Below are 15,174 nucleotides of genomic sequence, written 5' to 3' on the forward strand. Positions count from 1 at the left end.
AATTTTTTGTCTTGATTTTTAATCCAAATATTTAAATTTACCGAAACAGATTACCCAAAATTCTGAAGTTACCGGATATACCTACAGAGCAGACGGAGTAAAAGTGAAGAAGCTCTTTAATGGTTTAGAAACAGATTATCTGGACGGTTTTCAGTATAAATTTACTTACACCTGGGAAGCTCCTTCGGGAACGATTACGAATCACGGGATGAAATTAAGAATCATTCCTACTTCAGAAGGTTATTATGATTCGTTACTTAATATCTATGTATATAATTATACGGATCATTTAGGCAATGTGCGTATAAGCTATGCAGATTCTGATCATAACGGAAATATACGAGCAAAGGATATGATGATTAAACATTGTACGGACATGGGAAATGGTAATCAGGCATGTTATGACGAGTTTATGCCGGGAGAGATTGTATCTAATAATACCTATTACCCTTTTGGTTTACTGCATAATTACAGCGGTACTACAGAGAATGCTTATCAGAACAAGTACAACGGAAAAGAGCTGCAAGAGACCGGAATGTATGACTATGGAGCAAGGATGTATATGTCGGATATTGGTAGATGGGGAGTTGTAGATCCACTGGCAGAATCATCGAGAAGATTTACACCTTATCATTACGGAAATAATAATCCTGTGAGGTTTACTGATCCTGATGGAAGACAATCCTGGGATAATCTTACGACCTATAACCCTGGAAGTGCAGTAGCTTCTTTTATGAATAGAAATGGGTTTGGTGATGATTATATGCCGATGGTATTCAGAGATGATGCCGGAATGATGATGACTTCTGCTCTTGGAAATGATGGTCAAGGCGGTGGTGGATTAACAGCTACAAATGGCAGTATTCGTGCATTAAGGAATTATTTTGATAGAAACGGAATTAACAGTAATTCTATTGATTTTCTTTTTGCCAATTATAAGAGGGGAACTGTAAGCTGGTGGACAGATTCTGAGGGTGCGCAATATGGGCAATTTAATACTTTAAAACTTTCAGGAAATTGGTATGGACCTGGAGGGCAAGCCAACTGGCTATTTGGAGCTGGAGCAGCATTATCTGGTGTAAAAGGTACATTAAATTCTGAAAGAATGTATGGAGAAGGTATTAGAAGAGGACTATCAGGAAACTACGTTTTAACAGGTAGAAACCTTAGCCAATTTAGAACTGCACCGATGACTAGTGCTACAGTACCTATTTCTAATGTTGGAAGATGGGCGGGTATTGCAGGAAAAGCAAGTTTTGGATTTGGTGTTGCAATGGATGGTGTTGGTGTTTATAATTATTATAATAATCCAACCTCTAAAAATATCGTTCATCCAGCAAAAGCGGGGTTAAATACAGCAATGGGAGCTTATGGTTTAACAGGAGCCGGTACTATACCTGCTATTTTATATTTTGGAGTTGATGCTTTTTATCCTGAAAATCAGAATGGGCATACAGGATGGGAAGCTTATGGAGAAGATTATGACGATTTACAAAGATCTAACGCAGCCATTGTTCCTGGATTTATAACAGCGCCTTATGGTTCTCAAAAATTTTAAACTATGTCAATTAAAAAATTATATTATTATTTTTTTTATAAAATATACAAAGCAATCATATATACTTCTGCTCCATTTGGAGATTTTTTAAGTAGTTTTAAGGCTGGTTTAGTTTTAATAGTTTTACAAATTTGGATTTTTTATCAATAATAAATTATTATACAGTGATAACAGGAAGTAAAGTAGATTTATCTATTTTTAAACCTGTAGTATATATTCCTTTAATTTTTACTATTGGTTTTAATTATTACACCTTAGATTATTTAGACATATGGAAAAACTATAATCAAGAGTTTGATCAATTACCCAAGAAAAAGAATATAATTGGGAGTTGGATAGCATTTGGAATTGTTTTAATAATAATTATGAACTTTATTTTTTCATTTTATTGCCTAGACTGGAAAGCAAGAAAAGACCAAACGGGACCTTATGCACCAGAAATAGTAGCACAAGAAAGAAGAGAAGATTCTTTGCAGAAAGCCAAGCAAATAGAAAAGCTTAAGAAAATATACGGAGAAGATGAAAAATAATCACCCCCGCTGCGCAAAGTCGGTAATGGGTAATGTATCAAAGTTAGTGATAACAAAATTTATGTAATTTTTTGTTCTGATTTTTAATCCAATTATTTAAATTTACCGAAACAGATTACCCAAAACTCAGTAGTAACCAATTACACCTACAGAGCAGACGGAGTAAAAGTGAAGAAGCTCTTTAACGGTTTAGAAACAGATTATCTGGACGGTTTTCAGTATAAATTTACCCATACATGGGAAGCTCCTTCTGGAACGATGGCCAGTGATGAGATGAAACTGAGAATCATCCCGACATCAGAAGGATATTTTGATGCTTTGAGGAATACTTATTTTTACAATTATACCGATCATTTAGGGAATGTAAGATTAAGTTACAGCGACAGAGATGGTAATAATGAAGTGACGGGTGATATTGTGGTTAACAATTGTGTCGATACTCCCGACGGACAGTTTTGCAATAATTATATTATCTCGGGCGAAGCAGAAGGGGTTACCAACTACTACCCTTTTGGAATGATCCACAATAATGAGTACAATAATTTCGACAATGCATACCAAAACAAATACAATGGGAAGGAGCTGCAGGAGACAGGAATGTATGACTACGGCGCAAGGTTCTATATGCCCGATATTGGAAGATGGGGAGTCGTTGATCCGCTGGCGGAAATGACACCGCATTTATCTTCTTATCATTATGGCAATAATAATCCTGTGAGATTTACTGATCCGGATGGAAGACAATCCTGGGATAATCTTACGACCTATAACCCTGGAAGCGCAGTAGCTTCTTTTATGAATAGAAATGGGTTTGGTGATGATTATATGCCGTTGGTATTCAGAGATGATGCCGGAATGATGATGACTTCTGCCATTGGAGATGATGGACAAGGCGGGGGCGCTGGATTAACAGCGACAAATGGTAGCATTCGTTCATTAATGAATTATTTTAATAAAAACGGAATTAATAATGATTCTGTTGATTTTCTATTTGCCAATTATAAAAGAGGAACTGTAAGCTGGTGGACAGATTCTGATGGTGCGCAATATGGGCAATTTAATGCTTTAAAACTTTCGCAAGGATTATCTGATAATTGGTATGGACTAGCTGGAAAAGGTAACTGGTTCTATGGAACAGGCGCAGTTCTAACGGGTTTTGCAGGGATTGTACAATCTCAATCGATGTATACACAAGGATATAGAAGAGGATTATCTGGAAATTATCAATTAACAGGCAGAAACCTTAGCCAGTTTGGTAAAATGCCGATGACAAGTGCAACTGCACCAATTTCTAAACTCGCAAGAGGTGCAAAAATAGCAGGGCATTTTTCTTTTGGCTTAGGTGTTATAACTGATGTGGGAGGGATAATGACAGGTAAAGTTTCATTCGGAAAAGCTATTTTAAATACAGGGTTTGGAGTCGCAGGAAACTGGGGAGGATCAATTGGGGCTTCTCTTAGTACAGTTTATTTCGGAGTAGATAATTTTTACAATGGAGGCTGGCCGCAACTTTTTGATGATGGTAATATGGTTCAGGGAAAACTTGATGAAGGATTTAATCAGGCAGGACCCTATAGAATTAATGTTTTTGGAGCTCATGAACCCAAATAAATAATTATGGAAAAAATAAAAAGAGTATATTATTATTTATTTTATAAGATTTATAAGTCAATAATATATACTTCTGAAATGTTAGGTGGTGAATTTTGGAGTGATTTTAAAGCTGGAATTGTATTACTGACTCTTGAGCTTTGGATTATCGGCTCCTTTTTGAATTATTATTCTATTATTAATAATGAAAAACTAAATATAGACGCAATTAGCCCTATTTTATTAATTTTTCTTATTATTTTTTGCATTCTAAATTATTTTTCATTTGTCCATACAAATATTTGGAAAGAATATAATAGAGAATTTGATAAACTGCCAAAAGATATAAATAAAAAAGGAGGAATAATAGTTTGGTCAATAATTGCTTTTATTATTATTAACTTTTTTGTCTCCGCTTTTTTATTACAAAAATATGTTCTTAAAATGTATTAAGGAGCCGATCAAGAATTAGTTGGAGTTGCTATCTTTTTTAGGACAAAAAGTTTATACTTCTTATACTACTAAATTGAAGTAACGTTGAAAAATTAGGGTATTGAAATCTCAATATCCTAATTTTATAAAAGATAAGTACAACGGAAAGGAACTTCAAGAGACCGGAATGCATGATTATGGGGCGAGAATGTATATGCCTGATATTGGTAGATGGGGCGTTGTAGATCCACTGGCAGAATCATCGAGAAGATTTACACCTTATCATTACGGAAACAATAATCCTGTAAGATTTATTGATCCTGATGGAAGACAATCTTGGGATAATCTTACGACCTATAACCCGGGAAGCGCAGTAGCGGACTTTATAAATAAAAATGGATTTGGTGATGATTACTTACCAATGTTCTACAGAGATGATGCCGGGATGATGATTGTCAACGAAGCCATAGGAAATGATGGCGAAGGTGGAGGAAATAGCGGAAATCCGGGTCCTTCAACTTGGCAGTCTGTTAAAAACTTCTTCCGAAATCTTTTTGGAGGAAAAAGTAAAAATGCGAATACCTTACCAATAGCTGCGAGTACTACGGGAAGATGGGTGGTAACTTCTGCTGAATTTATTCCTGAAGGTGTGGAAGCAGCTTTGACTTGGGAGGAAGTTGCAGCTGCTGCAGGTGTACTTGGTAGAGGTCTTTGGGGAGCGCCATTATTGTTGACGGGAGATAGTGGTTTTGCTCCCAATTCGAAACCTCTTACTATAGATGAACCAATAACAACAACTAGTCAACCACAAACAATAACTTTGTATAGAGGTATATCATCAAAAGCAAAAGGTTCAATGTATTTTGAAGCAATGCAAGGAATTGCAATACCAAATGGCTTTAGACAGGTTGCTGCTACATGGGGACCTCATAGTGACATGGAATTACATGCTGGAGGAGATAATCTTAGCATTTGGACTAGTTGGACAAGTAATATAAATACTGCAAGAGATTTTGCTACAGGTACTGCAATTTATACAAACGGGGTTCCTGGAATTATTATGTCTAAAACATTTAGGACAGGACAAGCCACTCCAAACCCTTTTAATCCGGCAGAATCAGAGTGGTTAGTGCCAGGAATTACATATGGTGCTAAAGTTCAATATGTTTCACCATGATCAAAATAAAAAAGTAATCTATTATGTTAACATCAGAAAATATTTTTAAATTAATTAAAAAAGAAAGAAATTCTCTAGGCAATATTGAAGAATATAAAATTAAAATAAGTCATAGTAATAATTTTAAAAGGGAAAACTTAATAGGAGTGTATAAGATTAGACAATATACCGCTACAAGGGAGGGTAACAATAAATTATCACAACAAATAAACACTCTAATAGTAGGCTTGGAAAATTATTCTAAAGAACAACTAAGATTTGTAAGTATATTAGGTCAAAAATACTATGGAACATTTTATCTAAGTGAAGATTGGGATAAAGTTATCGGGTATTTAGAAAGTGAAGTTGGTGAGGAAGGAAATATTATAAATTAATATGGAAGAATTAATTTATGCTAAAATAACAGAGTATGATTCTCAATTAAAAGATTTTGAAATATAATTATAAAAACCCTCGCTACCGCACGATTTTATCTTCGCTACCGCACGATTTTATCGTGTGGCAGATAATAAAAAAACCCTCGCAAATTGCGAGATTACTTATCAGTATAAGTACAACGGAAAGGAGCTGCAAGAGTCTGGTATGTATGATTACGGCGCAAGATTTTATATGCCCGATATTGGACGATGGGGTGTGGTGGACGAACTCGCAGAAAAATCAACAAGATTTTCTACTTATACGTATGCTCTTGATAATCCGATCATGTTTGTTGATCCTGATGGTAGAGAAGCGGAAAGATGCTGTAGTTGGAATGACGTTAAGGGTTTTGGTAGAGGACTGTGGAGCGGAACTAAAGGTTTAGCAACAGGTTTGGTTCAATCCAATACAGCTTCAGTAATGATTAATGCTAAAAAAGAATGGACTAAGGTTTATAATGCATATGAAAAAGGAGGAGCAAAAGCTGCAGGCAATCAATATGTAAATTCTTTGTATGAAACAAGTGGTGCGAAAGCTTTAGTACAAACAGCTAAAGGCGTAGCAAAAGGAGATATGGAATCTATCGGGTCTGCTGTTGCTCTTGGTGGTGCAGCAATATTAACCCATAAAATTGCAGGCTCAAAAGGAACTGCGAATATGAGTGAGCTAACAAACTCTGTCAAAAGCACTGCAGCTGAAATGCACGCTTCTAAAAAGGCGCCTGCAGCTGTAGTTGGGGCAGAATTGAATGGACAAACATCTATTGGTGTAAGTGGAGCTCCACCGTCTATTGTTGCGCCACAATTAGAAGGAGTAGTAAATGAATTAGGAGGCCTTGGAACAAGAACAGCTTCTGGGAATCCAGTTGGATGTTGTGCTGAATTTAATGCCGGAAATAATTTATTATTGAACAATCCTTCAGCTATTCCATCACAAATTAATTTTACTGATGCAATAAGACCAAGAACAGGCAAGGTTGTTCCAATGTGTGATAATTGTAAAACAACTTTTGGAAAATAAAAATGATTATGTATACAGAAATAGAACAGCAAACTTTAGATATTGATTGGTTTTTTACAGATGAAAATCATATAGGTTTTGTAGCATCTGGAGCAGGTAAATTGCCTGAAACAGTAGCTCAATCATCAGAAAACAATGAAAAATTAATATCTTATTTTAGAGATTTACCTGAAATATCAGATGTGGTAATTAATCCTGAATTAGATTCTTTGTTAGTTAAAATATTTGGAAGTGGTGCTGATGAAAGATATTTACAAGATTTTGTATCTATGACAAAAAAAGGCTTATATTCTTTTGATAAAACTAACCTGAATAATTTTCTTGATTATGATTATCATTTAGTAGCAAGTCCTATGAAACCTTTAACTCTAAAAGATTTATCTCAAAATATATTAGATATTCTTATAAAGACTAAATATCCAGATAATATTAATAGTGCTATAGACATTAGTAGAATAGAATAATAATTAAATCTCCCTCGCTCCCGCACGATTTTATCGTGTGGCGGATAAATAAAAACCTCGCAATTTGGTAATGTATCAGAGTTAGTGATGACAATTTTTAGAAATTTAAATCATTGAATTTCAACACCAATTAAAAATAAAATAATCAAAACAAGAGTAGGCATTCCCTACTCTTGTTTATTTTTGGTGATAAAAACAGATCTAAATGACTGAAGATCATTCCTCATGTATCAGAGTTAGTGATACAGGAATTTGCAAAAATTGTTATTCAAAAAACATTATTAAAAACGGAACTACAAAAACTAAAAAACAACAATACATTTGTAAGAGCTGCAATAAAAGATTTATAGAGTTTTATAGTTATAAGGCTTATTATAAGAATATCAATTCACAAATAATTCAACTGACAAAAGAAGGTTTAGGAATCAGAAGTACAGCCAGAGTTTTAAACATTTCTACCACAACTTTACTTAGAAGAATTACTAAGATTGCAGATAATATAAATCAACCTACCATTTGTAAGTATCAATCTTATGAGCTCGATGAAATGAGATTTTTCATCAGAAAAAAATCAAACCCGCAATGGTTGGTTTATGCTATTGATAAAAAAAGTAAGGCGACTATATACAATTTTATACCATTGTCCTTCTGACGAAGGAAGTATCTCATATATAGCTTAGATTCTTCATTTCACTGCGTTACATTCAGAATGACAGAGTCATAATAATAAAGATTGCAGGATTAGTGTAAAATTGTATATAATTATCTTTTGTAATATAATCGAAGTTCAAACCAAGAATTTCATTCAATATAATTAAAGCTTTATTTTTACCTCTCTTCAAATAAGAATTATAACGCCTAATTTTTCATATCAATTTATTTTGGAAATGCGTTAAAAGTGCTTTATTAAGGAATTATTAAATTTAATTTGGCTCAAAATAAAAATAAAAGACAAATATTTATTATAAAAGTTTTGCATAAAACTTGTCTGTCTAAAAAATTATTCGTTATTTTGCAACCTCAAATATTATACAAATAAGAACATCGAGATATGTCAAGAATTTGCCAGATAACAGGAAAGCGTGCAATGGTTGGTAACAACGTTTCCCACGCTAATAACAAAACGAAGCGTCGTTTTGAAATTAACTTATTGGAAAAGAAATTTTACCTTCCAGAGCAAGACAAGCACGTTACGCTAAAAGTTTCAGCTCATGGATTGAGAATCATTAACAAGATTGGAATCGAAGAAGCTATCGAAAGAGGCATCAGAGAAGGATTGATTAAAAAGAACTAAATCATGGCAAAAAAAGGAAATAGAGTTCAAGTAATTCTTGAATGTACAGAGCACAAAGAAAGTGGTATGCCAGGAATGTCTAGATACATTTCTACAAAAAATAAAAAGAACACTACAGAAAGATTGGAATTGAAAAAATACAATCCTGTTCTTAAGAGATCTACCCTTCACAAAGAAATCAAGTAATTTATAAATATAATTTACCATGGCAAAGAAAGTAGTAGCAACCCTACAAAGCGGACAGTCAAAAAAAATGACTAAAGTTGTGAAAATGGTGAAGTCTTCTAAATCAGAAGCTTACGTTTTCGAAGAAAAAGTAATGAATGCAGACGAAGTTGATGCTTATTTGAAAAAATAATCAGTTACTTTATTTACAATACAAAAACTACTCATATTTTGGGTAGTTTTTTTGTTATCTTTGTTTGTACAAGACAAAGTAAGCTTATAAAAATCAAAATTCTAAGATGAGTTGGTTTAAAAATATTTTTAAAAAGAAGAAAAAGAAACTTTAGATAAAGGTTTAGAAAAATCTAATCAGGGGTTCTTTGAAAAAATGACTAAAGCCGTAGTCGGCAAAAGCAAAGTAGATGACGAGGTACTTGATGATCTTGAAGAAATACTTATCGCTTCCGATGTAGGTGCGTCTACCACCATCAAAATCATCCAGAGAATAGAAGAACGTATCGCAAGAGACAAGTACGTCAATACAAGCGAATTGGATCGTATTCTTCGTGAGGAAATCTCAGGATTGCTTCTAGAAAATCCACAGGCAAATACCGGAAACATCGACACTTCAAAAAAACCTTATGTCATCATGGTTGTCGGGGTAAATGGTGTAGGAAAAACCACAACAATCGGTAAATTAGCCCATCAGTTTAAAGCTGACGGAAAAAAAGTAATTTTGGGTGCAGGAGACACCTTCCGTGCTGCGGCCGTAGATCAGCTTACGATTTGGAGTGAAAGAGCCGGAGTAACCATTGTAAAGCAGGAAATGGGTTCAGACCCGGCGTCTGTTGCTTTTGATACCGTACAAAGTGCAGTTGCTCAAGATGCAGACGTGGTAATCATTGATACCGCAGGAAGACTTCACAATAAAATCAATTTGATGAATGAGCTTTCTAAAATCAAAAGAGTAATGCAGAAAGTAATTCCTGACGCTCCACATGAGATTTTATTAGTATTAGATGGTTCTACAGGTCAGAACGCCTTTGAGCAGGCAAAACAGTTTACTGCTGCAACTGAAGTCAATGCTTTGGCAGTAACGAAATTAGACGGAACGGCAAAAGGAGGTGTAGTAATCGGAATTTCTGATCAGTTTCAGATTCCTGTGAAATACATTGGTGTTGGCGAAAAAATGCAGGACCTTCAATTATTTAATGGTACAGAGTTTGTAGATTCATTTTTCAAGAAGAGATAATTTAATATCTTTTGAATAATAAACACACTTACTAACATTAAAAAAAATTAAAACTATGGGATTCATTACATGGATTATTTTCGGTCTGATAGCAGGAGCACTTGCTAAATTGATTATGCCAGGCAAACAAGGTGGCGGATGGCTTATTACGATTATTTTAGGTATCGTAGGCGCATTCGTTGGGGGCCTTATCGGCGTTTATATTTTACATTGGGGAGACATTGGAACTTTTTGGGATTTCAGAAGCTGGGCATTAGCTATTGGTGGTGCAATCCTTGTTCTTTGGCTTTACGGAATGGCTACTAAGAAATAAAACTTTCATTAAAAAAAACAAAAACCCCGATTTGAAAATTTCAAATCGGGGTTTTTTATGAACAATATAATTTAGTCTATTTTAATTTGATAAGGCATTTCCATTTTCACCTCAGACTTAAGTTTCTTATCTGTAATCTGCTCTAAAATTTCATAGTTTGCTTTACCAATTTTATTTTTAATTACTCTTGCAGAGATGTCATCTTCATTTAAATCTGAAAAAATCTGCTCAAATGCGGTCATCCTTTTAGGATAAGAAGAAACGTTGTATGATTTCAAATTTGCTTTTTGTGCTGCAAATTTCACAGCATCTTCCAAACTTCCCAATTCGTCCACTAACCCTATTTGCTTTGCACGAGTACCACTCCACACTCTACCACCTCCTACTGCATCGATATCTTCAAAAGATTTTTTTCTGTTTTGAGTTACAAAATGCACAAATCTCTTGTAAGTTCCTTCTACACTTCTGGTCATCAGGTTTACTCCGTAAGGCGTCAATCCGTTTAATGAAGAATAATATGCAGAATTGGCATTGGTTGCAACAATATCAGAACGCACACCGTTTCTGTTGGCCAAATCTTTAAAGTAAGGCATCACTCCAAACACCCCAATTGATCCTGTAAGCGTATTAGGTTCTGAATAGATTTTATCAGCTGCCATTGCAATATAATATCCGCCCGAAGCCGCATAGTCTCCGAAAGACACAATCAGTGGCTTTTTCTTTTTTAATTGTTGAAGTTCAAATAAAATTTCGTCTGAAGCATTTGCACTTCCACCAGGAGAATTAATTCTCAAAACAACTGCTTTGATTTTGTCGTCATCCTGAAGTTCTTTAATGTATTTAATATATTTTTCAGAATAAATATCACTGTATTCATCACCATTATTGATAGAACCAGATGCGTATAATATTGCAATTTTTTCTCCTGATTTATCTTTATCAGAGTAAGAATCGATATATTTTGTTAAAGAGATCTTATTTAATTTATCATCTCCTTTTAAGCTTAATTTTCCTTTAATGATATCATCATACTCAGCCTTCTGAATTAGTTTGTCGGCCAATTTATGTTGCAAGCTTAAGTCAGGAATCATTCCGTATAAACTATCGACAACAGTTTTGAATTGGCTTACATCCATTTTTCTTGAAGCTGCAATTTTGGAAGAAGTATTATCCCAAATATCATTAAGAAGCGTACTCAGTTGCTCTTTGTTTTCGGGTGAAATATCATTTCTTAAGAATGGTTCAACCGCAGACTTGAATTTTCCGTGACGGATTACTTCAATTCCGATTCCATATTTTTCAGCAAAATCTTTAAAGAATGTTACTTCAGTAGCAAGACCTTTAAGCTCAATTCCACCAGATGGATTCAAATAATACTGATCAGCAACCGACCCTAAATAATAAGAAGACTGTGAAACTGTATTACCGTAAGCATATACAAATTTTCCACTCTTTTTAAAATCCTGAATAGCAGCTCTCAGATCATCAATTTGTGTAATTCCTGCATTCAAATTATCAACCTCTATACTAATACCTTTAATATTATCATCATCTTTCGCTTTTCTTACCGCTTCCAATGCATCATATATAAGGACGCTTGTATTTTTTTTGTTCATATTGAAAATACTTTGCTGCTCTTCTGTAGGACTGTCTATGATATCTGTTTTAAGATTAATCGTTAAAACAGAATTCTTTTTTACACTCACAGATTGCTCGTTACTCATCGATCCAAAGGCAATCATGATGATAAAAAAGAAGAAAAACACAGCACATAGTATCATAATTGCTACTATATTTGCCAATACATTTTTAAAGAAACTCTTCATAAATAATCATTTTTCAATATGTCGCAACATAAGGTCGTTTTGTTACTGGGAAGTAACATTGGTGATAAAAAAAATAATCTAGATACTGCTTTAGAAAGGCTAAAAGAGGTAGGTGATATATTACAAAATAGTGAATATTTAACATCCGAGGCTGTAGAGTTTGTTAGTTCCAATAATTTTTGTAATATTGCAACAATAATATTTACTCATTTTTCACCAATTCAATTACTTAATAAGATAAAGAAAATTGAAATTGAAATGGGGAGACTTAATGATTCGAAAATATCAGGAGGCTACACAGATAGAATTATCGATATTGACATCATTAAATATAATGAGTTAAAATTCACTTCAGAAAGGTTAGAAATCCCTCATAAGAAACATCTTTTTGAAAGGGAATTTTCTAAAATATTATTAAAAAAATTTATTTAATAAAAAACATAAAACATATTGTATGAAATTAGGTTTACTACTATTGGCCACATTGCCCATTGCTACTTATGCTCAAGACAGTATCGCGGTTAATACCACAGACCAGTATCCCAATACTTTCTCTTCTGGTTCTGCGAATATTCAAAAATTTGACAATAAAGCAAGAAAGTTCAACGATTGGTCTGTATCAATCGGTGGAGGTCCTGCATTTATGACATTTGCAGACGTTACATCTTTTTATGATGGAAAAGTAAATTGGGGATGGAATGGATATGCAAGTATCAATAAACAGATCTCGCATACTTTTGGTCTTAGTTTGTTATACTCAATGGGTAAAACAAACCAACAAGCTAAATTACCAAACAATCCTGCTGCAGGAGTTGGTACTGCTTGGACTGAATTTAATCAGGTTTCCCTTTTAGGAGATGTTAACTTATCTAATTTATTAAGAAGAGTTGACAATCATTCTCCTTATAGATGGGCTCTTCATGGATATTTGGGAGCTGGTTTCATGGGATATAAAACTGAATTGATAGACAGCGATGCTTCCAGATGGAGCACTAGCCCACCAAGAATTCCAATTGCAATTGATCAGAAATTAGGAATTGAATCATTTTTCGTACAAGCTGGTCTTGGTTTGAAATATAATGTTTCTAAACTAATTGACATCGAAGCGAGAATGATGTACATCAACAGTGGAGATGAAGAATTCGATGGCGGTGGAGAAGGTAGAGCGCTTGAAACACCAACTGGTGACAGAATCAATTATAACTTGATTAATGATTCTTATTCAGATGCTATGATGACATTTAATTTAGGTTTATCATTTAAATTAGGTAAGCATCAAACTCATTTATCGTGGCATGATCCTTTACAAGAAATATATTACAGAACTCATGTGTTAGAAAACACTTCAAATGAACTTGTAGTATGTGAAAAAGGTGATAATGACAACGACGGTGTTTGTGATGACTGGGACAGAGAATTGAATACACCTGCCGGAGCGAGAGTTGACGGTTCTGGTGTTGCATTAGATTTAGATCTTGATGGTGTAATCGACTTATACGATAAGTGTGTTACAGTAGCAGGACCTGCTGATAATAATGGTTGTCCTAAATAATCATATTATCAAATAATAACAAATCATTTAATTAACTAAATAAAAAATACACTATGAAATTAAGTTTAGCAATTGTTGCATTTGCGTTTGCAGTCCCTACTGTAGCGTTTGCACAAGATTCAATAGCGGTAGTTTCAAATGAAGGATATCCAAATACATTCTCATCTGGGTCTGCTAATGTATCCCCATTTACCCAAAAATCTAAAAGATTCAATGATTGGGCTATCTCATTTGGTGCAGGTGTACCATTAGTACAGGCTGCAGATTTAACATCGATAAAAAATGGTAACGGAAAAAACCTTTTTGGTTATTCTGCTTATGTAAGTATTGACAAAGCGATTACTCATGCTTTTGGTCTTAATTTACAGTATGATAGAGGTGAAACAAGACAAGGTTGGTTCAATACTAAAGATTCTGCTCCTGCAGGTTCAACATATCAGCAAGTAGGTGCCAGAACTCAATACGATGCAATCTCAATATTGGGAGATATTAATTTCTCAAATCTTTTAAGAAGAGTTGATAACAAATCTACTTTCAGATGGGCATTACACGGTTATGCTGGTGTTGGTACATTAGCATACAGAGCTTATCAAAAAGATTTATCTGGTCAGAGATTAATGACAGAGGTTAAGCCTTTTAAATTTGGTTCATTCTTCGGTCAAGCCGGTGCAGGACTTAAATTTAAAGTAAACAGAAGATTAGATCTTGAAACAAGATTGATGTATGTTTACACAGGTGATGATGAATTCGACGGTGGAGGTGCACAGTACAGCACTATCAACAAAAGAGAAGATCAGATCTCAGACAACTTCTTCAATGCTACTGTAGGTTTATCTTTAAAATTAGGAAAACACGAATCTCACTTAATGTGGCATGACCCATTGCAAGAGATTTATTATAAATTAGATGTGTTGGCTGATAAAAACCAAGATATCGAAGTTTGTAAGAAAGGTGATGCAGATAACGACGGAGTTTGTGACGATTGGGACAGACAACTTGATACTCCTGCCGGTGCAAGAGTAGATGGTGCAGGTGTTGCTCTTGATGCAGATTTAGATGGTGTTATTGATCTTCACGATAAGTGTGTTACAGTACCTGGACCTGTTGAAAACGACGGATGTCCTCTTACTCCTACAGAAGTACCAGGAAAAGTAGTTGTAGAAGAAAGAGAAATGACCGGAATTGAGTTTGATTTAAATTCTGACAGAATTTTACCTTCAAACACACCAATCCTTAACAATGCTGTTAGCTATATCAATTCTTCTAACGGTGCTTATACTGTAATTGGAGCAACTGATACAAGAGCTACTGATGCTTATAACCAAAAGTTATCTGAAAGAAGAGCAAACAGTGTGAAAAACTATTTGATTAAAAATGGTGTAGATTCTTCTAAGATCAACGCTGTAGGTAGAGGTGAAAAAGACCTTAAATACCCTGAGTGTGATCCTGCTACTAAATGTCCTGAATGGAAAAACAGAGCAAACAGAAGAGTTTATTTCGAAGCTAAATAATAAACTTCTTATATATTTTAAAAGTCACGCATTGCGTGACTTTTTTTGTTAAATTAGTTTCTATATTTTTACA

16 protein-coding genes and 2 pseudogenes are annotated in these 15,174 nt (G+C 34.3%); 17 read left to right on the forward strand and 1 reads right to left on the reverse strand.

What is annotated here, in order from left to right:
• Positions 1-103 precede the first annotated feature (103 nt).
• The 14 genes and pseudogenes from EAG08_RS22910 to EAG08_RS07170 all read left to right on the forward strand — a co-directional run bounded on the left by EAG08_RS22910 (position 104) and on the right by EAG08_RS07170 (position 10,212).
• Complete coding sequence (locus tag EAG08_RS22910; protein ID WP_317126315.1) at positions 104-1,558, forward strand: RHS repeat-associated core domain-containing protein; 1,455 nt, start codon at positions 104-106, stop codon at positions 1,556-1,558.
• 164 nt (positions 1,559-1,722) lie between these two features.
• Positions 1,723-2,088, forward strand: coding sequence for a hypothetical protein (locus tag EAG08_RS07110; RefSeq protein WP_129534841.1), 366 nt, complete (start codon positions 1,723-1,725; stop codon positions 2,086-2,088).
• 168 nt (positions 2,089-2,256) lie between these two features.
• Positions 2,257-3,699 (forward strand): RHS repeat-associated core domain-containing protein, encoded by a 1,443-nt coding sequence (locus EAG08_RS22915; RefSeq protein WP_317126316.1) that lies wholly within the window; start codon positions 2,257-2,259, stop codon positions 3,697-3,699.
• A gap of 6 nt (positions 3,700-3,705) precedes the next feature.
• Positions 3,706-4,131 (forward strand): hypothetical protein, encoded by a 426-nt coding sequence (locus tag EAG08_RS07120; RefSeq protein ID WP_129534843.1) that lies wholly within the window; start codon positions 3,706-3,708, stop codon positions 4,129-4,131.
• Positions 4,132-4,264: 133 nt separating this feature from the next.
• Positions 4,265-4,450 (forward strand): annotated as a pseudogene (locus tag EAG08_RS23120) (RHS repeat-associated core domain-containing protein); the annotation flags it as partial.
• An 860-nt stretch (positions 4,451-5,310) separates the two neighbouring features.
• On the forward strand, positions 5,311-5,661 hold the full coding sequence (locus EAG08_RS07130) for an enoyl-CoA hydratase (protein WP_129534844.1): 351 nt from the start codon (positions 5,311-5,313) through the stop codon (positions 5,659-5,661).
• A 124-nt stretch (positions 5,662-5,785) separates the two neighbouring features.
• A complete protein-coding gene (locus EAG08_RS07135; RefSeq protein WP_228446812.1) occupies positions 5,786-6,724 on the forward strand; it encodes an RHS repeat-associated core domain-containing protein in 939 nt (312 codons plus the stop codon).
• An 8-nt stretch (positions 6,725-6,732) separates the two neighbouring features.
• On the forward strand, positions 6,733-7,188 hold the full coding sequence (locus tag EAG08_RS07140) for a hypothetical protein (protein WP_129534846.1): 456 nt from the start codon (positions 6,733-6,735) through the stop codon (positions 7,186-7,188).
• A gap of 205 nt (positions 7,189-7,393) precedes the next feature.
• On the forward strand, positions 7,394-7,840 hold the full coding sequence (locus tag EAG08_RS07145) for an IS1 family transposase (RefSeq protein WP_129534847.1): 447 nt from the start codon (positions 7,394-7,396) through the stop codon (positions 7,838-7,840).
• A 399-nt stretch (positions 7,841-8,239) separates the two neighbouring features.
• Complete coding sequence (gene rpmB / locus EAG08_RS07150) at positions 8,240-8,482, forward strand: 50S ribosomal protein L28 (RefSeq protein WP_034760742.1); 243 nt, start codon at positions 8,240-8,242, stop codon at positions 8,480-8,482.
• Positions 8,483-8,485: 3 nt separating this feature from the next.
• On the forward strand, positions 8,486-8,668 hold the full coding sequence (rpmG, locus tag EAG08_RS07155; RefSeq protein WP_027373683.1) for a 50S ribosomal protein L33: 183 nt from the start codon (positions 8,486-8,488) through the stop codon (positions 8,666-8,668).
• 19 nt (positions 8,669-8,687) lie between these two features.
• Positions 8,688-8,840: a DUF4295 family protein gene (locus EAG08_RS07160; protein WP_082002123.1), complete on the forward strand. Its 153-nt coding sequence runs from the start codon at positions 8,688-8,690 to the stop codon at positions 8,838-8,840.
• Between the two features lie 106 nt (positions 8,841-8,946).
• A pseudogene (ftsY, locus tag EAG08_RS07165) lies at positions 8,947-9,899 on the forward strand (signal recognition particle-docking protein FtsY).
• 55 nt (positions 9,900-9,954) lie between these two features.
• Positions 9,955-10,212: a GlsB/YeaQ/YmgE family stress response membrane protein gene (locus EAG08_RS07170; RefSeq protein ID WP_129534848.1), complete on the forward strand. Its 258-nt coding sequence runs from the start codon at positions 9,955-9,957 to the stop codon at positions 10,210-10,212.
• A 71-nt stretch (positions 10,213-10,283) separates the two neighbouring features.
• Here EAG08_RS07170 and sppA read toward each other — a convergent pair whose 3' ends face one another.
• Positions 10,284-12,038: a signal peptide peptidase SppA gene (gene sppA, locus EAG08_RS07175; RefSeq protein ID WP_129534849.1), complete on the reverse strand. Its 1,755-nt coding sequence runs from the start codon at positions 12,036-12,038 to the stop codon at positions 10,284-10,286.
• 18 nt (positions 12,039-12,056) lie between these two features.
• Here sppA and folK point away from each other — a divergent pair, with 18 nt between their 5' ends.
• Genes folK through EAG08_RS07190 form a run of 3 tightly spaced genes read left to right on the forward strand, consistent with a single transcriptional unit; the run spans position 12,057 to position 15,101 of the window.
• Positions 12,057-12,470: a 2-amino-4-hydroxy-6-hydroxymethyldihydropteridine diphosphokinase gene (gene folK / locus EAG08_RS07180; RefSeq protein WP_129534850.1), complete on the forward strand. Its 414-nt coding sequence runs from the start codon at positions 12,057-12,059 to the stop codon at positions 12,468-12,470.
• A gap of 22 nt (positions 12,471-12,492) precedes the next feature.
• Positions 12,493-13,590, forward strand: coding sequence for an OmpA family protein (locus EAG08_RS07185; protein ID WP_129534851.1), 1,098 nt, complete (start codon positions 12,493-12,495; stop codon positions 13,588-13,590).
• A gap of 53 nt (positions 13,591-13,643) precedes the next feature.
• Positions 13,644-15,101 carry an OmpA family protein gene (locus EAG08_RS07190; RefSeq protein WP_129534852.1) on the forward strand — a complete coding sequence of 486 codons (1,458 nt, stop codon included), beginning with the start codon at positions 13,644-13,646 and terminating at the stop codon, positions 15,099-15,101.
• The last annotated feature ends 73 nt before the right edge of the window (positions 15,102-15,174 follow it).

The sequence above is a fragment of the Chryseobacterium sp. 3008163 genome (assembly GCF_003669035.1).
Taxonomy (GTDB): domain Bacteria; phylum Bacteroidota; class Bacteroidia; order Flavobacteriales; family Weeksellaceae; genus Chryseobacterium.